Annotated in this window: 16 protein-coding genes; 12 read left to right on the top strand and 4 right to left on the bottom strand. The window is 68.2% G+C overall.

Annotated features, from left to right (window positions below; genetic code table 11):
- Nucleotides 1-7: 7 nt before the first annotated feature.
- Entirely contained in the window at nucleotides 8-964 is a 957-nt protein-coding gene (locus CUR96_RS12160; protein ID WP_102193570.1) for a glycoside hydrolase family 43 protein, read from the top strand.
- Between the two features lie 80 nt (nucleotides 965-1,044).
- Here the strand turns inward: CUR96_RS12160 and CUR96_RS12155 are convergent, their stop codons facing one another.
- The 3 genes from CUR96_RS12155 to CUR96_RS12145 form a co-directional block, all read right to left on the bottom strand.
- Entirely contained in the window at nucleotides 1,045-1,833 is a 789-nt protein-coding gene (locus CUR96_RS12155; RefSeq protein WP_146008158.1) for a hypothetical protein, read from the bottom strand.
- Nucleotides 1,769-5,830, bottom strand: a complete 4,062-nt coding sequence (locus CUR96_RS12150) for a putative Ig domain-containing protein (RefSeq protein ID WP_102193568.1) — start codon at nucleotides 5,828-5,830, stop codon at nucleotides 1,769-1,771. Before CUR96_RS12150 ends, CUR96_RS12155 begins: the two co-directional genes overlap by 65 nt.
- Before the next feature lie 178 nt (nucleotides 5,831-6,008).
- A complete protein-coding gene (locus tag CUR96_RS12145; protein WP_219721982.1) occupies nucleotides 6,009-7,535 on the bottom strand; it encodes an alpha-L-fucosidase in 1,527 nt (508 codons plus the stop codon).
- Between the two features lie 180 nt (nucleotides 7,536-7,715).
- Here CUR96_RS12145 and CUR96_RS12140 point away from each other — a divergent pair, with 180 nt between their 5' ends.
- The 6 genes from CUR96_RS12140 to CUR96_RS12115 all read left to right on the top strand — a co-directional run bounded on the left by CUR96_RS12140 (nucleotide 7,716) and on the right by CUR96_RS12115 (nucleotide 16,324).
- The gene (locus tag CUR96_RS12140) at nucleotides 7,716-8,717 is read left to right on the top strand and encodes a LacI family DNA-binding transcriptional regulator (protein WP_102193567.1); all 1,002 of its coding nucleotides are present in this window, start codon (nucleotides 7,716-7,718) and stop codon (nucleotides 8,715-8,717) included.
- 127 nt (nucleotides 8,718-8,844) lie between these two features.
- Complete coding sequence (locus CUR96_RS12135) at nucleotides 8,845-10,146, top strand: L-fuconate dehydratase (protein WP_102193986.1); 1,302 nt, start codon at nucleotides 8,845-8,847, stop codon at nucleotides 10,144-10,146.
- Nucleotides 10,147-10,171: 25 nt separating this feature from the next.
- Nucleotides 10,172-12,550: a glycosyl hydrolase family 95 catalytic domain-containing protein gene (locus tag CUR96_RS12130; RefSeq protein ID WP_102193566.1), complete on the top strand. Its 2,379-nt coding sequence runs from the start codon at nucleotides 10,172-10,174 to the stop codon at nucleotides 12,548-12,550.
- A gap of 72 nt (nucleotides 12,551-12,622) precedes the next feature.
- Nucleotides 12,623-13,660 (top strand): LacI family DNA-binding transcriptional regulator, encoded by a 1,038-nt coding sequence (locus tag CUR96_RS12125; RefSeq protein WP_245861233.1) that lies wholly within the window; start codon nucleotides 12,623-12,625, stop codon nucleotides 13,658-13,660.
- A 109-nt stretch (nucleotides 13,661-13,769) separates the two neighbouring features.
- Complete coding sequence (locus CUR96_RS12120) at nucleotides 13,770-14,690, top strand: family 43 glycosylhydrolase (RefSeq protein ID WP_102193564.1); 921 nt, start codon at nucleotides 13,770-13,772, stop codon at nucleotides 14,688-14,690.
- Nucleotides 14,687-16,324 carry a glycoside hydrolase family 43 protein gene (locus tag CUR96_RS12115; protein WP_102193563.1) on the top strand — a complete coding sequence of 546 codons (1,638 nt, stop codon included), beginning with the start codon at nucleotides 14,687-14,689 and terminating at the stop codon, nucleotides 16,322-16,324. Before CUR96_RS12120 ends, CUR96_RS12115 begins: the two co-directional genes overlap by 4 nt.
- 44 nt (nucleotides 16,325-16,368) lie before the next feature.
- Here CUR96_RS12115 and CUR96_RS12110 read toward each other — a convergent pair whose 3' ends face one another.
- Nucleotides 16,369-16,686 carry an NIPSNAP family protein gene (locus CUR96_RS12110; protein ID WP_102193562.1) on the bottom strand — a complete coding sequence of 106 codons (318 nt, stop codon included), beginning with the start codon at nucleotides 16,684-16,686 and terminating at the stop codon, nucleotides 16,369-16,371.
- A 218-nt stretch (nucleotides 16,687-16,904) separates the two neighbouring features.
- Here CUR96_RS12110 and CUR96_RS12105 point away from each other — a divergent pair, with 218 nt between their 5' ends.
- Genes CUR96_RS12105 through CUR96_RS12085 form a run of 5 tightly spaced genes read left to right on the top strand, consistent with a single transcriptional unit; the run spans nucleotide 16,905 to nucleotide 20,879 of the window.
- Nucleotides 16,905-17,468 carry a dihydrofolate reductase family protein gene (locus tag CUR96_RS12105; RefSeq protein WP_102193561.1) on the top strand — a complete coding sequence of 188 codons (564 nt, stop codon included), beginning with the start codon at nucleotides 16,905-16,907 and terminating at the stop codon, nucleotides 17,466-17,468.
- Nucleotides 17,469-17,477: 9 nt separating this feature from the next.
- Nucleotides 17,478-17,657 (top strand): hypothetical protein, encoded by a 180-nt coding sequence (locus CUR96_RS12100; protein ID WP_102193560.1) that lies wholly within the window; start codon nucleotides 17,478-17,480, stop codon nucleotides 17,655-17,657.
- Between the two features lie 53 nt (nucleotides 17,658-17,710).
- Complete coding sequence (locus CUR96_RS12095) at nucleotides 17,711-19,132, top strand: adenosylhomocysteinase (RefSeq protein ID WP_102193559.1); 1,422 nt, start codon at nucleotides 17,711-17,713, stop codon at nucleotides 19,130-19,132.
- Nucleotides 19,129-20,427 (top strand): amidohydrolase family protein, encoded by a 1,299-nt coding sequence (locus CUR96_RS12090; RefSeq protein WP_102193985.1) that lies wholly within the window; start codon nucleotides 19,129-19,131, stop codon nucleotides 20,425-20,427. The genes CUR96_RS12095 and CUR96_RS12090 overlap by 4 nt, the downstream gene beginning before the upstream one ends.
- Nucleotides 20,424-20,879: a cupin domain-containing protein gene (locus CUR96_RS12085; RefSeq protein ID WP_102193558.1), complete on the top strand. Its 456-nt coding sequence runs from the start codon at nucleotides 20,424-20,426 to the stop codon at nucleotides 20,877-20,879. Before CUR96_RS12090 ends, CUR96_RS12085 begins: the two co-directional genes overlap by 4 nt.
- Nucleotide 20,880 lies beyond the last annotated feature (1 nt).

Genomic DNA, 20,880 nt, shown 5'->3' with positions numbered 1-20,880 from the left:
CCGGTCCATGACTCCACGCACCGAGTACGCGGGGTATCTGTACGCCCATTTCAAACGCGAGTCGGCAGACGGGGAGCAGATCCACTTCGCGTTGAGCGACGGCAACGACCCGCTGCACTTCGACGACCTCAACGGAGGTCGGCCGGTGCTCTACTCCCGGTCGGGAGAGCGCGGTGTGCGCGACCCTCACATCGTGCGATCGCCGGACGACGGCCGGTACTACATGGTCGCGACGGATCTGCGCCTCTTCGGCAACCTCGACTGGGACCGGCACGTGCGCTCGGGCAGCCGCTCGATCATGATCTGGGAGTCGGACGATCTGGTGCACTGGGGGGAAGGGCGCCTCGTCGAGGTCGCACCGGCGGAGGCCGGCAACACCTGGGCGCCCGAATCGATCTGGGATCCCGAGCAGGATGCCTTCGTCGTGCACTGGTCGTCGACGCTCTACGACGACGAACGGCACGAAGGCCAGAGCCACAACCGCATCATGTACGCGACGACGCGGGACTTCCTCCACTTCTCCGAGCCGCGCGTGTGGATCGACCGGGGCTGGCAGACGATCGACGCCACAGTGATCCCGCACGAGGGCCGGTACTACCGGTTCCTGAAAGACGAACGCGCGCGGGGCGGCACGGCTCCGCACGGCAAATCGGTGTTCTCCGAGACTGCCGCTTCGCTGACGGCGGGCGAGTGGACGCCCCTGGCCGACGGCATCGGTCTCGACGCGATCAGTCGAGGTGAGGGACCGCTCGTGTACAGGTCGAACACGGAGGACAGATGGTTCCTCTGGATCGACGAGTTCACCGCGGAGCGCCGCTACGTGCCGTTCGAGACGACCGATCTGGCCGGCGGTGCCTGGACTCCTGTCGAGAACTACCGTCCGCCGAGGGACCCCTGTCACGGCGTGGTGCTGCCGGTCACCGCCGAGGAGTACGAGCGGCTCCGCGCCGCCTGGGACAGCTGACCCGGCCGGTCGCGCCCGGCCCTCCGAACGCACGATGCCCCCTCCCCGAGATCACAGGGAGGGGGCATCGTGCGCGAGAGTCAGTTCAGCGTGAACGTGACCGTCTGCGTGTTCCCGGCGACGTCGTAGACGATCAGGGTGTTCGCACCCTGAACGGCCCCGAACACACCCGGAGCGACGAAGTTGATGTCGGACCAGTTGTTGTTGCTGAGATCCTTCACGACCCCGTTGAGCTCGACCTTGTCGATCTTGCCCGCGTCATGGAGCTTGAAGCTCACCCTGTCATAGGTCTGGCCGGTCGCCACCGTGAACTCGGAGCCCTCCTTCACCGTCGCCGTCGGCGCGGTCGCATCGATCGTGAACTCGAATGTGCCCGTCGCCGACACGTTCCCGCCGACGTCGTGCGCGTTGTACCGCAGCGTGTACGCGCCATCCGGCAACGGCACATTCGCGGCGTGGCTCCCGCTGAGTGCACCGTCGGCGATCTCCGACTGCGTACTCGCGATCAGAGTGTCACCCTTGTACACGTTCGCGACGATCTGGGAGAGGCCACGATCGTCCGTCGCATCCACCTGCAGATCCAGCGACGAGAACGGACCCGCCGTGGTCGGCGCAGCCAGCGTCGCCTCGGGCTTCACGGTGTCGGCATCGATCGCACCGGCGAGGAGATCAGCGGCGGCGTCCACCTCGTCCTGGGTGGCACCCTTGTCGTCGGCGACGGCGCGGGCGGCGTCGCGTGCGCCGACGAGAGCTGCCCAGGCATCGGCGCTCCCGCTCCAGCCCTCCTCGGTCAGCGCTGCGGCGTCATCGATCCAGACCGCGAGGCCGGACTTGTCGATCACCTCGACGATGAACTGGAGTTCGGCCACATTGCAGAAGCCGTTGCCGCCGTTGATGCGCAGAGCCCCGTACTGGACGGGCTCGGCCAGGGTGAGCGTGTTCCAGCCTCGGACCGGTGTGCCCGTGTTCGCGAACTCCGTCCAGGTGGAGCCGCCGTCGTCGGAACCCTGGATGCTGAGACCGGTCGCCCGCAGGGGTGCACTGTCTCGGGGGGAAGTACTTCACGCCGACCACACGGTAGGTGCTCCCATCCGCCGGAAGCACGGTGTTCGTGCAGAACTTCGTCGTCGTGTCGGTGAACGTGGCCGTATTGCCGTCGAACATGCGCCAGCCGTTCGCCGCCGCATTCGTCGTGCCGTCTCCGGTCCCGGTGTTCGCCGTGACCCAGGACGGATCGAAGGTCGCCGGCGCCTCGGACGCCGACGCGTCCAAGAGGTCCCACGCGTCGACGACGCGCTGTGCCAGCGCCTGCACGTCTGCCCCCGATTCGGCCAGTGCCGTGCGGACGGCGGCGATCTCACGGGGGAACAGCAGCCGTGAACCGCGCGTGTAGGTGCTCAGATCCACGGCGTCGGCCCGTTCGAGAAGCGGCTCGATGTCATATGTCGACGTGCCTAGGAGCCGGAGTTCCGCGATGTGGATCAGCATGCCGTTCTTGACACGCAGGTACCGGTAGGCGCCGTCGTCCATCGCGGGAAGGTTCTGCCACGTCAGCGTCTTGAACGTCGGAGCGGTGAGCGTGGTCCAGGTCGACAGGTCGTTCGAGCCTTCGAACACCAGGCCGTTCATCTGCCGCACGCCCTCGTTGTCCTGGCGCGCCAGGTAGTCGAGGCGGTCCATGGCGACCCGGGTGCCTTCTCCGAAGTCCCAGATCAGGTCGGCCTGGCCGTCGACGGTGGCGATGTTGCTGAAGGTCGTCGCCTTCGCGTCGAACATCTTCGCCGCTTCGCCGGCCTTCGCCGCATCGGCCGAACCGTCCGCTGCGATCACGGCGGCGGTCGAGAGGTCGATGAGATTCCGCTCATCCGCGCCGTACAGCGCGGTGCCGTCGGTCGCGCCGTGGATCGTCGCGGCCGCTTCCGCGTCCTCCGTCGTGTGGTCGATGGTGACATCGAGGCGACCGCCCCCGCTGAGGTCGCCGAGTGTGCCGGTGGCCTTCCAAGAGAGGGAGTCCTCGCTCGTCGCGGCGAGCTCCTGCCCGCCGACCTTCACCGTCGCGGAGCTGATCGGCTTCGCGCTGGTGAACGTGACATCGATGCGGTCACCGGCGATCACCCTGCTCGCCTCGGCGTCGGGAGAGGCCACCGAGACGCTGGTGATGTCTCCGGGGACTTCGGAGCGCTCGCCGAAGACATGGAACTCGGCGACCGACCAGATTCCCGGATATGCGGGGTCGATCGGCGGGCCCGGCTCGTCGAGCTGGAGCCTCAGGTAGCGGAACTCCTCGCCGCGGTGTTCGGCGATGACGGGAATGGTCTCCATGTCATTGGTGGCGCCGGTCGGCCGCTCCGAGAGGAGGACCCACGTGATGCCGTCGTTGGAACCGTAGACGTTCGTGCCCTGTGAGCGCATCGGGAACGAGAAGCGGGCCTGGAGGCCGAACTCCTCGACCGATACGCGATACCGGGCGCCGTAGTCGAGCGTGACGAACCCGACGCGGAGATCGCCGAAGTGACTCTCGTTGCTGCCGTCGGCGAGGGCCCGGGCCTGGTCGACGGTCATGTTCACCGGCGTGACCGCTTTTCGATAGTCGAGAGAGCCGTCTGCCAGCCGCGGGTTGAGCAGTTCGAGCGCCTCGATGGCGTCGAGCAGGGCTTGGAACGCGGTGCGGAACTCCTCGTCGCTGCCGTTCTCGGACGCCTCCTTCGCGTCGGCGAGTACGGCCTGATACGGCTCGTCGGAAGCCGAGGTGTAGACCGCGCCCTCCTCAGTGCCGTCGGCGATGGCGGCGGCGATCATCTTGGGCCGGTTCTCGGTCACGACGAGCTCGAAGGTGCGCGCCGAGATGGCGTCGCTGTCATCGGCGAGGATCTGGACCTCATGGGTGCCGCGATCACCGGAGCCCGGCCTCCAGGTGACGGTGCCGGTTGCGGCGTCGAGCTGCGCGCCGTCGGGCAGGCCGGACGCGGTGTGCGCGGGGGCGCCGCCCGTGTCGGTGGCGCCGAGTGCGAAGGTGGAGGTCGCGTCCGGCCACAGGTAGTAGCGGCTGCGTGCCTGCTCGAAGGCGGGCGGCGTGAGGTTCTTCTGGGCGTCGAGCATGACGCTGTCGATGTCGACGGAGGAGCCATCGCCCGTGATCCGGAAGAAGTGGGTGTGGGGCCCGCCGGCGGGATAGGTGATGTATCGCCATTCGCCGTGCGTGTCCGGCAGTTCGATCCGCGCCATGACACCGGGCTCCCGGTCAAGCGTGTTGCGCGGGTCGGGCTCCTCCTTGTCGAGCACCTCCAGGACGGCAGGGCCATCGGTGCGCACGAGGACGCCCAACTTGCTGTTGCCCGGGTACATCACGCGGCTGACGACGCTCACCGTGCCGTCGGCATCGGCGGTCGCGCGGGCGAAGGTGCGGTCGTCTTCGGTGACGATCTCGGTGCCCTCGTCGAGCGCGATGCCGTAGTTGCCGAGGGTGAGTGCGGTGTCATCCACCGGGGTCGGTTCGGTGCCGGCGATCTCCGGCGGAAAAGCCACCCAGTACTCGATGCTCTTGTCGCCGGGGCTCCAGAAGTTGTTGACGCCGGTGCCGTACTTGTAGAGCGGGCCGTCCATGCGCTGGTGCAGCAGAGCGACGTTCGGGGCTTCTGCTTCCACATCGACGCCCTCGACGTACTTGTACTGGTAGTACAGCTCGTTCAGCGGGTTGAACATCCGCCCGCGGTAGGCCGGGGAGATGGTGCCGCCGGTGCCGCGATCGTCGATGTACGGTGTCGGCTGACCCATCATGTATCCGTCGAAGGCGTTCGCGCCCGCGAGGAGTCGGTTGCCGAGGAACCCGTAGGCGGAGACGGCGTCATCCGCGGTGGAGACCGTGCCGTCCTCGGGGTCCACCTTGGTGCCCTGCACGTGGAGGAAGCGGGCCATGGCCGCGAGGTTGTCGATGTTGCACTCGGCGTGGGCCTGGTCTCGGCCCATCTCGCGGAGTTGCACGAAGTCCTCGCCGTAGGGGTTGGCGGGGTCATCGGCGTCGATGAGCGGGATCTGCTGCGCGATCGAGCCGTTGATGTAGTCATCGAACGAAGCGTTCACGGTGGTCCACTCGACGCCCGTGGCGTAGGCCTCGGCGTCGTCCGCATAGATCGCGGTGGCGATGCGGCCGTAGAGCCCGAAGTTGTGCTGGTTCATCCATCGACCGTTCGAGTACAGGAACTTCTCGACGACGGGGTTGGCGAAGTTGGTGAGCAGGCGTTCGTCGTCTTCGGTGCTCCAGACGATGTCGTAGCCGTCCTGGGTGCCGGGGGTGTCGTCGGCGAGCGGGTCGGTCGCGCGGATGATCTCGGCGGCCATGAGGAACTGCGACAGCGGTTTGCCGGTGTGGATGTGCGCGTCGGCGAAGTACACGAAGCCGTCGGGATTCATGCTCGCCCAGGTGCGCAGCGCCTGGATCGCGTTCTTGCGGTAGACCTCGTTGCCGGTCATGACCCACATGAGGGACTGGGTGAGCGCGCCGAAGGAGTCGTTGGTCTGCCTGCCGCGCAGGCTGCCGTGGTTGAAGTTCGGATCGAGAGCGACATCGGGTTCGGCGGCGGACTTGGAGTTGGATGCCCGGTACCCGGTACCTGCGGCTCCGGTGGCCGACATGGCGCTGAAGTAGGAAGCCCAGGGCTCCTGGCCGGTGCGCACCATCTCCTGAGCGTTGCGCAGGTCTTCGGCGGAAAGTCCCACGCCGGGGTGGACGAATCCGGCGTCGCTGATGGTCTCGTTGATCGCGACGACGTTGTCGGTGATGAGGTCTTCGTCGACAGCCGCTCTCGCGGGCGATGCCGCCACGAGGAGGCCGGCCACGACAGCCATGGCGGCAGCCACGGCGGTCATTCGTGATCGTGTGCGGTTTCGGGCTTGCGTCATTGCATGCTTCCTTCCCTGGGCTCCGCGTAACGCGGCGGCCACTCGGCCGCACCGCCGTCGAAGCATGGATATCGATATCCTTTGTTTCGAAGGCTATCGAGAGCGCGGGCAGGAATCAACCCCTGCACAATCGTTTGTGCAGGGGTTACTGGTGCAGGAAGTCCGTGCGCGGCGGGATGGCCTCCGGTTCGAGGAACAGCTTGACGACGGCGGCGCGAGAGGTTCGGACGATGAGCTCGCCGGGTGTCTGCTCCCAGACGACGGGGCCTGATTCGCCGAGGATGGTGACTTCCTTGATCGGGCGAGTGAGAAGTCCCGCGCCGCGGCCGAAGGCGCGGATGCGCAGCTCGTCGTTCTCGGGTTCTGCCAGGGGGATCGCGTAGACGTAGTCGCCGGTCACGTGGGCGCGGGAGGTGAAACGGAAGTCGGATGCGGTGAAGCTCCGCGACTCCGAGTCGACGAACGAGCCGACAGCCACCTGCGTCGGCCCCTCACCGGAGATGACCCACGGCCGGGTGCCGTAGATCGCCTCGCCGTTGGCGGAGAGCCAGTCACCCATCGCCAGAAGGAGTTCCTGCTCTGCCGCGGGGATCGTGCCGTCCGGTTTCGGGCCGATGTTCAGCAGCAGGATGCCGTTCTTGGAGACGACATCGGCGAGCTCGACGATCAGGTCGTTGGCGCTCTTGTACTGGTGGTTCTGCACCCATGACCACGCGGTCTTCGACACGGACGTGTCGTTCTGCCACACCGCCGGACGGATGCCTCCCATCGTGCCGCGCTCGATGTCGTACACGGCGGAGCCCTCGGCGAAGGCGTCCCACTTGTAGTTGATGACGACCTCGCGGCCCCACGCCGCCGCGCGGTTGTAGTAGTACGCGGCGAGCTTCGCGACGTACGGCTTGAACGCCGGATGCTCGATCCACCAGTCGAACCACAAGACCTGCGGGCGGTAGCGGTCGATGATCTCGACGGTGCGCAGCAGCCAGTCCTCCAGGAAACGCTCGCTCGGCGCGGTCTCCTCACGCTGCGCCGGACCGTAGAAGTCCAGGGTCTGCGCGGCGAGCACATCGGAGTCGAACTTCGCTCCACCGTTCATGAAGAACCAGTGCTCGGCACGGTGCGACGACGCCCCGCGCACCATCCATGCCCGGTCGGTGGCGGCGCTCAGGTCGCCGAACACGTCACGCTCGGGCCCCATCCGTGCTGCGCTCCACCGGGACCGTTGCGTGTCGTACATCGCGAAACCGTCGTGATGCTCAGCGACCGGCACGACGAACTGCGCCCCTGCCCGCCGGAACAGCTCCGCCCACTCGTCGGGGTCGAACCGATCCATCGTGAACGAGGGGATGAAATCCTTGTACCCGAACTCACGATGGTCACCATAGGTCGCGACGTGATGCTCGAATTCCGCGGTGCCCTCGCGGTACATGTTGCGCGAATACCACTCGTTGTTGAACGCCGGGACGGAATACACGCCCCAGTGGATGAAGATGCCGAGCTTCGCGTCGGCGTACCACTCCGGCGGCGTATAGCCGCGGAGGGACTCCCAGGTGTCGGTATAGGGGCCGGCGTCGATCACGGCCTGTACGGCGTCAAGTGCTCGGGTGTTGTCCGCGACATCGACCGGATCGGGCAGTGCGGCAAGGTCGAGTGGTGGCAGAGACTCGGTCACGAGCGTTCCTTTCGAGTGGGAGGGAGATTCGTCGGGCCCAGGCGGCACGGAGCCGCTCGTCCTCTGCGGCGCGCCCTCGTGCGAAATCACCGTGGCGTCGATCGTGTTCCATCCTCGAGATCCTTGGGAGTGACCATACGAGCAAACGTTTGCTCACGCAATATCCTCCATACTGGAGACGTGGTCAGCCTCAGTGATGTCGCGGGGCGCGCAGGCGTTTCGGTATCCGTCGCATCGCGCGCTCTCTCCGGCGATCCTTCGGCTCGGCTGAGCGAGATCACCAGGAAACGCGTCCATGCCGCCGCCGCAGATCTCGGGTACCGGCCGAATCACGCCGCACGATCCCTGCGTCGAGCTCGCACCGATGTCGTCGCCCTGATCGTGCCGGACGTGACGAACGCGCTGTTCGCGGAACTCACCCGGGGGGCGGATGCCGAGGCGGTCTCGCGAGGACTCACCGTTCTGCTGGGTCGCGGTGACGACACTGCGACCGGTGTCGCTCTGGCGGGAAGGCTCCTGGCGGAGGGGCGCGTCGACGGCGTGATGCTCCAGCCGCATGACGGGACCGATCCGAACGAGCTCGCCGCGCTGGCGGCATCCGGCGCTCCCGTCGTCATCGTGCACGACGAGATCCCCGGGGCGAGCGCGATCCTTCTCGACGATGCGGCGGCGGCGGTGGTCGCGGTCGAGCATCTGGTGGCGATCGGGCGTACGCGCCTGGCGCTCATCGGCGGGATGCCGTCATCGTCGAGCGCTCGCCGCCGCGAAGACGGCTTCCGTTCGGCACTCGCCCGGCACGGCATCCCGGCACGCGAGGAGTGGATCACGCGTGTCGGGTACGGCCCGGAGGACGGCCGTGAGGCGATGAGACGACTGCTGGACACCGAAGATCGTCCCGATGCGGTGGTCGTGTCGAACGTGAACGCCGGCTTCGGTGCTCTCGCCGAGGCCACGCGGCTCGGAGTCGCCGTGCCGGAGTCTCTCGCCGTCGCGGCGATCCACGATTCATGGCCCGCGGCATACTCGGCGCCTGCACTCACCTGCATCCGTACGCCGCTCTACGAACTCGGCCGCGCCGCGGTGGCAGCACTTTCCGACCGCATCGGGGGAGGCGGCCCCGAGGTCATCCGGATCTCCTCGCCCGCTCCGGTGATCCTGGCTCGGGCCTCGACTCGGGTCTGAACGACGCGGAGTGACACCCGGGCGTATCGTGCACTACAGTGAACAAACGTTTGCGCACGTCGGGTGTTCGTCCGATGCGCAAACGATCAGATTCACACCGGCAACGCCGGCCGAACCGGGAGTGCAGATGTCGACCATCTCGTCCATCGAAACCTATGACATCCGTTTCCCCACCTCGCAGAGCCTCGACGGCTCCGACGCGATGAACAAGGACGGCGACTACTCCGCGGCCTATGTGATCCTCCGCACTGACGACCCGGAGCTCGCCGGCTACGGTTTCACGTTCACGATCGGGCGCGGGAACGACATCGTCACGATGGCTGCTGCGCAGCGGGCGCTTCCTCTCGTCGGCCGGAGCGTGACCGAGATCGTCGGTGATCCCGGCGGCATCTATCGGGAACTGCAGTCGGACTCGCAGCTTCGCTGGCTCGGCCCCGAGAAGGGGGTCATCCACATCGCGCTGGCCGCGGTGATGAACGCCGTGTGGGATCTCGCCGCACGCGTCGCCGGAGTGCCGCTGTGGCGGCTGCTGGTCGAGATGAGTCCCGAGGAGCTGGTGGATGCTGCGGATCTGCGCTATCTCTCCGACGCCCTCACCCGCGAGGAGGCCCTCGCCCTGCTGCGTGAACAGGAGCCGTCACGCAGGGCGCGGATCGCCGAACTCGAAGCCCGTGGCGGCTATCCCTGCTACACGACCAGCGCCGGATGGCTCGGATACAGCGACGACAAGTTGCGCCGTCTCCTGCAGGAGGCGGTCGACGAGGGATACCGGCACATCAAGCTCAAGGTCGGCGCGAATCTCGAAGACGACGTGCGACGGCTGCGCATCGCGCGCGAGACGATCGGCTGGGATGCCCGGCTCATGATCGACGCCAACCAGGTCTGGGATGTCCCCGAGGCCATCGACTGGATCGGTGCGCTCGCCGAGTTCCGCCCCCATTGGATCGAGGAGCCGACCAGTCCCGACGACGTCCTCGGCCATGCCGCGATTCGCAAGGCGGTCGCCCCCATCGGCGTCGCCACCGGTGAGCACGGCATGAACCGCGTGCTGTTCAAGCAGTTCCTCCAGGCAGAGGCCATCGACTATCTGCAGCTCGATTCCGCGCGACTGGGGAGCGTGAACGAGATCATCGCCGTCTACCTCCTGGCGGCGAAGTTCGGAGTCCCGGTCTGCCCGCATGCCGGCGGCGTGGGGCTTTGCGAACTCGTCCAGCACCTGTCGATCTTCGACTTCGTCGCCGTGTCCGGGTCGCTCGAGGATCGGGTGACCGAGTACGTCGACCATCTTCACGAGCACTTCGTGGACCCCTGCATCGTCGAGCGGGGGAACTATCTGCTTCCCTCTCTGCCGGGCTACTCCGCACAGATGCACGAGGATTCGATCTCCGCGCACACGTTCCCGCTCGGAACGTACTGGGCCAGTCGCTGACGAGAACCGACCGAGAGGAACGACCATGGACCTGACGGACGACCTGGGGACAGACCCGGGCGCGCTGATCGCCCGCGAGCCGGCCGAGCGATTCACCGATGCGTTCCTGTTGGGCAACGGGTCGCTGGGGGCGACCGTCTACGGCGGGCGCGGCATCGAGACCTTCGATCTCAACCTCGACACGCTCTGGTCCGGTGGTCCCATCTCCGCCGAGGAGAGGGTCGATCCGACCCTGATCACCGATCTGCGCCGTGCGATCGCCGCCGAGGATCACCAGCGTGCAGACGCGCTCGCGGTGCGCATCCAGTCCGATCGCTACACCCAGTCCTACCAGCCGGTCGGACGAATCCAGTGGGTCTGGGGCGACGTATCGCGCGACGGCGACTACCGCAGGAGCCTGGACCTGAACACGGCCGAGGCGACCGTCGTCCATGCTGGCGAGGCGATGACCGCCTTCGTCAGCGCACCAGACGGCGTGCTGGTCGCCCACACGACCGGTGCACTGAGCGCGGGCTCCGCCGAGCTCAGCAGCCCGCACCCCGTGCTGCGCGAGGAACGGTTCACGTCGAACGCCGTCGAATGGATCCTCGCCGCCGGCCGCGTTCCGAGGCATGTCGCACCGAACTACGTGACCTCGACCGACCCCGTGGTGTACGGCGACGAGGAGGTCGGCACCGGAGCCACGGCGCCGGCGGGCATGGGATGGGCCGTCGCGGTGGCGGTCGTCCGTGAGGCCGGTGGTGGTGCGCGGTTGATCGCTGCGGTGACCAGCGGCTTCCGGGGCTACCGCGAACCCGTCAGCATCGATCTCGAGCAGCTCATCGCAGAGGCACGCGCACGGGTCGAGTCAGCCCTTGAGGTCCCCGCCGGCGAGCTGAACGATCGGCATCGCGCCGACTACAGCACGTTCTTCCATCGCAGCGGGATCGACCTGACGGCGTCGGAGAACGCAGCGGCCGTCGCCGCTCAGCGCTACTTCGATCTGGGGCGCTACCTGCTCATCTCCTCGTCGCGTCCGGGCACGCAGGCCGCCAATCTGCAGGGGATCTGGAACGTCGATGTGCGACCGGGCTGGAGCGCGAACTACACCAGCAACATCAACGTGCAGATGAACTACTGGGGCGCCGAGGCAGCCGGTCTCGACGATCTCGCGCAGCCTCTGCACGCGCTCGTGGAAGACCTCGCCGAGGCCGGTCGACGCACCGCCGAGCTCCGCTACGCGGCCCGCGGTGCCGTGGTGCATCACAACACCGACATCTGGCGATTCAGCGACCCGGTCAAGGGCGAACCGCAGTGGTCGAACTGGAGCATGGGGCTGGCCTGGATGTGCGCCCACCTCGGAGACCGGCTCGACTACCGCTGGTCGGAGGACTTCGCTCGACGTGTCGCAGAACCGGCCACGCGCGCGGCAGCGGAGTTCGTGCTCGACCAGCTGGTGGAAGACGGCGATAGGTGTCTGCGGGTGAGCCCGTCGAGCTCGCCCGAGCACCGATTCACGCACGGCGGCGCGGTCGCCAGCGTCACGGCCGGAGCAACCATGGATCAGGAACTCGCCCATGAGGTCCTGTCGCGTCACGTCCGGCTCGCCGGCGCGCTGGGGCTCGACGACGCGCTCGCCGCGGAGGCGGCATCCGCCGTCGCCGCCCTGCGGCTGCCCGGCATCGACGCCGAGGGGCGGACGGAGGAATGGGGCCCGGGGTTCTCGGCCACCGAGCTCGACCATCGGCACCTGTCGCACCTGTACGGCGCGTTCCCCGGATCGCGGATCACGGCCACGCGCGACCCGGAGATGTTCGAGAGCGTGCGCCAGGCCCTGACGTCGCGACTCGCCCACGGCGGCGGGTACACGGGCTGGAGCCAGGCCTGGGTCCTCTGCCTCGCCGCCCGGCTGGGTGAGACGGAGCTGACCGAGCTGGCACTGTCCCGGCTGCTCGGAGACCTGAGCTCCGCGTCGCTGCTCGACCTGCATCCGCATGGCGGATGGCCCGGCGGGTACATCTTCCAGATCGACGGCAACTTCGGGGCGATCGCGGGGATCGTCGAACTCCTGCTGCAGAGTCACGACGGTGCGGTGTCGCTTCTGCCGACCCTGCCGCCGAGCTGGAGGAGCGGATCTGCGCGCGGTCTGCGCGCGCGGGGCGACATCGGCGTCGACATCTCCTGGGCAGATGGCGAGTTGCGGACAGCGGAGCTGCAGATCCCGGCGCCGGGCGTGATCGTGGTCGAACTGCCGGAGACCGTCGACATCGGGCCGTTCGATGTGCACGGAGCGCCGGTGCGATTCGTGCCCGTGGCGAGCGTGGCGGGACGCCGCCGCATCGAGTGGTCTGCGGACGTGCCCGGGCGTTACCGGCTCGCGCGGCGGGTCGAGTCGGATGCTGCGCCCTCGTCGGCGGAGCGATAGCGAGCCGCAGGTCAGGCGACGTTTCGGATTAGGATAACGTTTGCACACCAGATGCACGGAGAGGAGCCCGGTTTGCCTGCGGAGAAGCCGCCGACGCTGACGGATGTCGCCCGCCTCGCCGGCGTGTCGGTCCCCACGGCTTCTCGTGCGCTCAATCCCGGCGTGCGCGGTGAGCAGAGCGGATCCCCGGTGCTGAGACGGCGCGTTCTGGATGCCGCGCGCGCGCTCGGCTACTCCGTGAACCCGGCTGCCCAGGCGACCAAGGGCGGGCGCTCGCGCACCGTCGCGCTCGTGGTGAGCGACATCGAGGACTTCGGCTCAGCGACGATGATCTCCGGGGTCATGCACGCGGCCGAGAAGCGCGGAGTCTCCGTCGCCGTCCGGACGACCCTGGACGATCCGCTTCGCGAGTTGGAGTTGCTCACGACACTTCGCGGTGAGCGGCATCGCGCCGTCGTGATCGCGACCGGCCGCACGACGGATGAGCACCGCGAGCGGGCACTGGGTGCGCAGCTGAAGACCCTTGCAGAACACGGAACGCGGATCGTGATCGTCGGCGACAGCTCGCTCGGCTTCCCGTCCGTCACCGTCGACAATCACGAGGCGGCGCGACTGCTGGCCGACGCCCTGGCCAGAGCCGGCAAGAAGCGGTTCGCTGTTCTGTCCGCACCGGAGATCGAGATCACCTCGAGAGACCGCGTCCTGGGCTTTCTCGACGGGCTCGCCGCCAACGACATCGCGGTCCGGCCGGAGGACATCGTCCACCGCGCCTTCTCGCGAGACGGCGGGTACGCGGCGATCGACCAGCTCAAGGACCGCATCGCGGACCTCGACGTGATCGCCGCGATGAGCGACGCGATGGCGGTCGGTGCGATCGCACGTCTGCGCGAACTCGGCGTCGAGACTCCGCGAGACGTGGAGGTCACCGGGTTCGACCACGTCCCGATGCTGGGAGACGTGCTTCCGCGGTTCAGCACCGTCGAGGTTCCGCTCGAAGCGTTCGGAGAGGCCGCACTGTCGCTGGCTCTGGACAACGACGAGACCGAGGCGGATGCTCACATCGCCTTACGGGCGACGCCCATCGTGCACGGCACGCCGATCAGCCGCTGACCACTGACCGTCGGCGGACGGTCACATTCTCGGAATCCCTGGCAAACGATATCCAAGTGCGGGTACGATCTGAGACATCGTCAGCGACACAGAACTCATAGGAGAGCAGATGGACAGCGCAATCGAGGTCGTCACCGAGGGAGCGGTCATCCGTCCCGGAACCGTCTTCCGGGACGACCGCGGCCGGGTCGCCCAGCTGCACGGCATCGGCATCCAGCGCGTCGGGGAGACCTGGTACGCCTGGGGAGAGGACAAGGCCGCCGGAGGCACGTTCACGGCCGTCGCCTGCTACTCGTCGCCTGATCTCGTCTCCTGGCGTTTCGAGGGCGACTCCCTCAGCATTGGCGACGGAGATCTCGCGGCCGATCGCGTGATCGAACGCCCCAAGGCGCTTCGTCGTCCGGACGGCGCCTGGGTGATGCTGCTCCACGTCGAGACGGCGGACTACTCCTACGCCCGCGTCGGATACGCGATCTCCGACACACCGGCAGGACCCTATCGGTACCTGCACAGCGAGCGGCCGATGGGCAACATCAGCCGCGACATCGGGGTGTACCAGGAGGACGGCGTCGGCTACCTCCTCTCCGAGGACCGCGACAACGGACTGCACATCTATCGTCTCCGCCCCGACTACTTCGGCGTCGAGAGCCTCGTCGCAACGCTCCGGCAGCAGGCGCGATCGGAGATCGGCTATGAATCGCCCACGCTCGTGCGACACGAGGGCCTGTACTACCTCTTCGGCTCCGACCTGACCGGGTGGAGCACGAACGACAACATGTACAGCACCGCACCGTCGCTCGAGGGCCCCTGGAGCCCATGGCGCCCCTTCGCCCCCGAAGGCTCTGCGACGTTCGACTCCCAGGTGAGCGTCGTCGTGCCCGTCGGAACCGGTCACCTGTACATCGGCGACCGGTGGCAGAAGGACGCGCTCGACACCTCGCCGGCCGTATGGCTGCCGATCTCGCTCGCGGACGGCGCGGCGACACTCGAGTGGCACGATGCGTGGAACCCCGAGGACGCCTTCGGATGAGCCTCTCACCCGACCGGACGCCGTGCGTGGTGAGCATCCAGAACCCGGTCCTGCGGGGGTTCAACCCCGACCCGTCGTTCCTCCGCGTGGGCGATGACTACTACCTCGCGACCAGCACGTTCGAGTACCACCCCGCCGTCCGTCTGCACCACTCGACCGACCTGGTGCACTGGGAGACGATCGGCCACGCGCTCGACGACGGATTCGATCTGAAGGGCATCCCGGACTCGGGCGGAGTCTGGGCCCCGAGCCTCTCGCACGCCGACGGCATGTTCTGGCTCGCGTACTCGGTCGTGCGGACCATGGACGGCGACGACAAGGACATCGACAACTATCTCGTCACGGCGACCGACATCGGCGGCCCGTGGAGCGCCCCGGTGCATCTCGGCTCCCGCGGGTTCGACTTCTCGTTCTTCCACGACCCCGACGGCTCGCACTGGATCGTCGGGGTGCAATGGGATCAGCGGCCGGAGTATCCGTCGTTCAGCGGGCTGGTGATCGAGCAGTACCTGCCGGAAGAGCGACGGTGCGCGGGCGAGGCGAGACTGATCTACTCGGAGGATTCGCTCGTCGAAGGGCCCAATCTCTACGTCATCGACGGCTGGTACCGCCTGCTCATCGCGGCCGGCGGTACCGGCTGGAACCACGGCATCACCTCGGCGCGCTCTCGCTCGCTGTTCGGTCCCTACGAGCGCGATCCGCGCCCTGCGGTGCTCACGACGCGGGATGCGCCGGGCGAACCGCTCCAGAAGGCGGGCCACGGGGAACTCGTGCAGACCCCGGCCGGCGGCTGGCTGCTCGCCCATCTCGCCAGCCGGCCCACCATGCACCTCGGGGAGCGGTACTCGACGCTCGGTCGTGAGACGTGCCTGCAGGCGGTTCGCTTCGATGAGGACGGATGGTTGCGGCTGCGCGACGGCGGACATCATCCGCAGACGGTCGTGGCGATCGAGGACGTCGGCCCCGATGCCTCACGCGCCGCCGGATCGCCGGTGCACCGGGGATTCGCCGATGAGTTCGACCAGCCGGAACTCGATCGCCGACGGTGGTCGACCCTTCGCGCGGCAGTGCCCGGCGACGTCGCCGACCTCCGCGCCCGGCCCGGCTGGCTCCGGCTCCGAGGCGGCCATTCACCCTCGTCGGTCTTCGATCAGTCGATGCTCGTCACCCGGGTCGAAGAGCACGTGAGCACGGTCGAGATCGTGCTCGACGCCGCACCGACATCGCCGCGCGAGGCGGCGGGTCTCATCGCCTGGTACGACCGCAGCGGGTGGATCTGGCTCCAGCTGACGTTCGACGCCGAGCACGGTCGCCACCTCAGGGTGGTTCAGCGCGACGGCACGCGCACGACGCGTTCCGAGCCGGTCGCGGTGCCGGCCGGCCCGCTCCGGCTTCGCGCCGAGCTCAGCGGTCCGGAGCTGCGATTCGCGGTGGCCGGCGCCGAGTCGGAGTGGTCTGCGGTGCCGGGCGTCTGGCCGGCGTGGACTCTGTCCGACGACCATGGTGATCGCCTCCGATTCACCGGGCTCTTCTTCGGGGTCCGCGCCGACGATCTGGACAGTCGCGGCTGGGCGGCCGACTTCGACCGGTTCGAGATCGGTTTCGCGGTCTCCACGTCTGCATCCTCTTCGTGATGCGCTGATCGGCGAGGTCGCCTGTCGGTCTCCGGGGGCCTCGGCTACCGGTCGGTTTCAGCGAAGAGCGGGGTCAGGAATCGGCGTTCGTATCGCCGGATGCACCTGGTGCGCTGGGCGTAGAGATACGCCTCCACGCAATCCGGGTCGTTCGCAGAGTCCTGACGATAGCGCTCGTACGACGCGAGGGAATCGAACGTGAAAAGAGCGAACGCCTCGTCGCTGTCGCCTTCGCTGGGAAGGAAGTAACCGTGGTGGCGTCCGCCGAAGCGCTCCACGAGAGCGATCCAGAGCCGTCCGTACTCACGGAACTCGTCCAGCTTGTCCGGGTCGATCTCGTATCGGAGGTGAATGGAAATCATGGCGTCCTCTCGGGTGGTGCAGGGGTCTCGGCGCGCTGACAACTATTCCAGGACCCAGGGCGCGTCGAGGTGCGTGCCCGCAGCGCAGGGCCGCGCACGTCAGTGATCGGGTAGGGTTCCGCGGCGCCGCCGACCGGCCTAGACTCCTGCCCGAAAGCATCCGTTCGGCCTCGCCTCACCGATGACGCGCGGCGACGCGGGGCGTGAAGGAGACGACGATGCAGACCCTGACGATCGACTTCATCTGCTCCCTCGACGGCTACGGCGCCGCCGAGGGATGGCCGGGCTGGTGGGGAATGGAGAGCCCCGCGTACCTCGATTGGCTCGAGAACGCTGACGACAAGGACGATCCTCTGCTCATGGGCGCGAAGACCTATCGGGTGATGTCGACGCTCACGGCCGGCGGAGAACCGGGCACCGAGGTGCTCAACGGCATCCCCAAATACGTCTTCTCCTCGTCCCTGCCGGAGCCGCTCACGTGGGAGAACTCGACGCTGGTGCGGGAAGATGCCGTCGCGTACGTCCGGCGGCTCAAAGAGGATTCCGATCGGCCGTTGCGCACCATCGGCAGCATCGCGCTGTGCCGATCACTGCTCAGGGCGGGTCTCGTCGACCGGTACCGTGTCGGGATCTTCCCCGTCATCACGGGGGTCACCGGGCACGACCGGATCTTCGACGGCTACCCCGATGTGCGGCTGGATCTCGTCGAAGCTCGCACCTTCGACATGAGCATCCAATTGCTCGAGTACATCCCGACCGTGCTGGACGGCCCTCCCTCCTAGGCTGGAGCCATGACAAAGAACAGCCTCTGGACCGTCGTCGGCGTCATCGTCGCCGTGGTGATCGCCTGGTGGATCGTCGGAGCGCTGTTCTCACTGCTCTGGTTCATCGCGAAGCTGGCGATCGTCGCCGTGGTGGCCGTCGTGGTGTTCTTCGTGCTGCGAAACCTGTTCCGTTCCGACGGCGACTGACAGCGCAGGATGCTGCGCGCGGCGTGCCTGTCTGCTGCGTCTACGCTTTACGAGTGACCGACCCGACCACGACCGCCGAGCGTCTCGTCCGCCGTTTCGCCCGTGAGACGAACCTGCTCGTCGCCGGTCGCGATTTCTCCGTCATCGGGACGGATGCCGTCGCGGAAGAGCTGCGCCGGCTGATCCCGGCTCTCGGTGGTCATCTCGCGGGCGGCGGAGTCGTCTTCGCGCCCGGTCAGGAGCCGCAGATCCTGATGGACGGCGGTCTGCTTCCTGCCCGATCGACGGCCGAAGAGCGGGTGGACATCGCCGGCGCGCACATGCCCGTGTCGTCGGCCATCGCCCGCCGTCTGGGCGATGCCGGTGCGGTGCGCGGCATCCGCATCGGAATCGCCATGGTGCTGGAGCCCAAGACCGCACAGCTCGCACTCCTGCTCCGCGACGCCGGTGCCGATGTCGCGGTCTACGCGCACCCCGACGAGATCGACGTCGATGTCGCCGATGTGCTGCGCACGCGCGGCATCCCGGTCGACGGCGACCCCGCGCTCGCCGGAGACGCGGAGCGCAGAGCCGCGATCGCGTTCCTGCGCCGTGGATTCGATCTGCTCCTCGACGATGGCTCCCACCTGATCAGGCTCGCGCACGAGGAGGGGCTCGCCGCCTCGCTCCGCGGCGCAGCCGAGGAGACGACCAGCGGCCTCACCCCGCTGCGTCTCATGCAGAGCGAGGGGCTGCTCGGCATCCCGGTCATCGCCGTCAACGATGCGGCGATGAAGACCTCCTTCGACAACCGCTACGGCACCGGGCAGTCGTGCGTGTTCGCGATCGCCGACGTACTGGATGCGGCCGGGATCGGGATGCGCGACCGGCCGGTCGTCGTGATCGGGTACGGACCGGTCGGCGAGGGCGTCGCCGCCCATCTCCGCGCGTTCGGCGTCAGCGTCGGCGTCGCCGAGACCGACCCGGTTCGCGCGCTGCGGGCGGCGCACGACGGGTTCGAGATCGGAGCACTCGAAGAGCTCGCACCGGGAGCCCTGGTGATCTCCGCGACCGGTGCACCGCACACCATCGGCACCGGCATCCTCGCGGCCGCGCATATCGTCGCCGTCGCCGGCGGCGTCCCTGGCGAGGTCGACGTGGATCTCGCAGCGTTGCGACCGGAGCACGAGCATCTCGACAGAGTCGGCGACGGGGCGTTGCTGATCGCCCGCGGCGGCTGCGTGAACCTCGCTGCGGCGGAGGGCAACCCGATCGAGATCATGGATCTGTCGTTCGCCGTGCAGCTCGGCGCCGTCGAGCACCTGCTCACCCGCGACCTCCCGCCGGGACTCCACGCGTTCCCGGCCGAGGCGGATGCCGCGATCGCGCTGGCCGCCCTCGAGGCGCGCGGCGATCGGATCGACGAGCGCGGCAGCGCGCAGATCGAGGCACAGGGCGAATGGCGCTCGCCGCGATACCGGGAAGCGTCGGCATGAACGGGGTCACCGTGTACTCGGCCGGCCTCGTCGTGCCGATCACGGCGCCGCCGATCTCGGACGGCGCCGTCGCGGTGCGCGATGGCCGCATCATGCACGTCGGCGAACGCGCCTGGGTGCTGAGATCCCTCGCCGAGCGCGGCATCGCCGCGCGCGAGGTGCACTGGCCGGGCATCCTCACGCCGGGACTCGTCAACGCGCACACCCACCTGCAGTACACCGGCATGGCCGACGTGGGACGCGGCCGCTACGACGGTTTCGACGACTGGGTGCGCGCGTTCGATCCTGTCTACGAGGCGGGCAGGGACTGGGGGATGGATGCCGCTGCCGGCGCCGAGATGGCGCTGCGCTCCGGCACCACCGCCATCGCGGACGTCGTCACCGACGATGCGGCGGCCACCGCTCTCCACGACGCACGACTGCACGGGATCACCTACTGGGAAGTGATGAGCTGGACCAACGCCGACTGGGCGCGGACCGGTCGCGCCCAGGTCGAGCACGCTCTGGACGCGCTCAGCACGCCGCCCGGTACCGGGCTGTCGCCGCACGCCCCGTACTCGCTCGACATCGAGCCTCTGCTGGAGATCCCCGACATCGTGCGAGAGCGCGGCGGACGCATCCACATCCACCTCGGCGAGGCGGCCTTCGAGAGCGAGTTCGCGCACGAGCTTCCCCAGGCCTGGCACACCGCCGGACTCGCCAGCTTCCAGGAGCTCCGGGATGCGGGGTTCGGCACCAGCGCCACCGAGTTCGTGGACCAGCTGGGCGTGCTCGGCCCCGACTGCCACATCGCCCACGGCGTGTACATGAGCGCACGAGACCGTGCGATCCTGCGCGAACGCCGCACGACCGTCGCGCTGTGCCCGAGGTCGAACGCCGTCATCGGACTGGAGGAACCGCCGATCGCCGCCTACCTCCGCGAGGGCAGCCCCATCGCGGTCGGCACCGACTCGCTGTCGTCGAGTCCCTCACTCGACGTGATGGCCGACGTCGCCGAGCTCGCGCGGATCGCCAGATCGCAGGGTTACACCGACCGAGATCTGCACGCCCGGCTCCTCGGGGCCGCGACGATCGGCGGCGCCCACTCCATGGGGATCGACGTCGGTCCCGAACGGACCGGCTATCTCGCGGTCGGGGCGCTCGCCGACCTGACGTTCTTCGACCTCCCGGCAGGGGCCGATGCGATCGCGGAGCTGGTCGAGGCCGGCGCAGGCCGGGCCACCGCCACGGTCGTCACCGGCGAACTCCGCCACGCCGCCGCGGCCTTCCCGGCCGCAGAGGGAGAGATCTCATGACAGACCGACCCGAGACCGCCGAACGCCTCGATCTCGCGGCGCACCCCGAGGGCGGCTGGTTCCGGCGCACCTGGACGAGCCCGAACGCCGTCGAGACGCCGAACGGCCTGCGGCCTGCCGCCACCTGCATCCACTACCTCCTGCAGGCCGAGGAACGCAGCGAGTGGCACGTCGTCAGCAGCGACGAGCTGTGGCTCTGGCATGGCCCTGGGCGGCTCGAGCTGAGCCTCGGCGGCGACGGTGCCGAGCCCGCTGAGCCGACCATCGTCGTGCTCGGACCCACGGACGCCGCACAGGTGCTCGTGCCGGGCGGAGTCTGGCAGGCCGCCCGCCCTCTCGACGCCGCCGAGGTGCTCGTCTCGTGCTTCGTGTCGCCAGGTTTCGATTTCGCCGATTGGCGGCTCGCCGAGTCGCCTACTCTGATACAAAACCCGAACTCTATCCAGGAGTAGC

The organism is Microbacterium aurantiacum (genome assembly GCF_002872075.1).
Lineage (GTDB): Bacteria > Actinomycetota > Actinomycetes > Actinomycetales > Microbacteriaceae > Microbacterium > Microbacterium aurantiacum_A.
This window is presented reverse-complemented; position numbering and strand designations above follow the sequence as displayed.

Coding starts and splice junctions, on each gene's coding strand:
- CUR96_RS12150 (WP_102193568.1), bottom strand. CDS start 5,830: ATGACCGCCGTGGCTGCCGCCATGGCTGTCGTGGCCGGCCTCCTCGTG.
- CUR96_RS12130 (WP_102193566.1), top strand. CDS start 10,172: ATGGACCTGACGGACGACCTGGGGACAGACCCGGGCGCGCTGATCGCC.
- CUR96_RS12120 (WP_102193564.1), top strand. CDS start 13,770: ATGGACAGCGCAATCGAGGTCGTCACCGAGGGAGCGGTCATCCGTCCC.
- CUR96_RS12110 (WP_102193562.1), bottom strand. CDS start 16,686: ATGATTTCCATTCACCTCCGATACGAGATCGACCCGGACAAGCTGGAC.
- CUR96_RS12105 (WP_102193561.1), top strand. CDS start 16,905: ATGCAGACCCTGACGATCGACTTCATCTGCTCCCTCGACGGCTACGGC.
- CUR96_RS12115 (WP_102193563.1), top strand. CDS start 14,687: ATGAGCCTCTCACCCGACCGGACGCCGTGCGTGGTGAGCATCCAGAAC.
- CUR96_RS12100 (WP_102193560.1), top strand. CDS start 17,478: ATGACAAAGAACAGCCTCTGGACCGTCGTCGGCGTCATCGTCGCCGTG.
- CUR96_RS12135 (WP_102193986.1), top strand. CDS start 8,845: ATGTCGACCATCTCGTCCATCGAAACCTATGACATCCGTTTCCCCACC.
- CUR96_RS12090 (WP_102193985.1), top strand. CDS start 19,129: ATGAACGGGGTCACCGTGTACTCGGCCGGCCTCGTCGTGCCGATCACG.
- CUR96_RS12085 (WP_102193558.1), top strand. CDS start 20,424: ATGACAGACCGACCCGAGACCGCCGAACGCCTCGATCTCGCGGCGCAC.
- CUR96_RS12160 (WP_102193570.1), top strand. CDS start 8: ATGACTCCACGCACCGAGTACGCGGGGTATCTGTACGCCCATTTCAAA.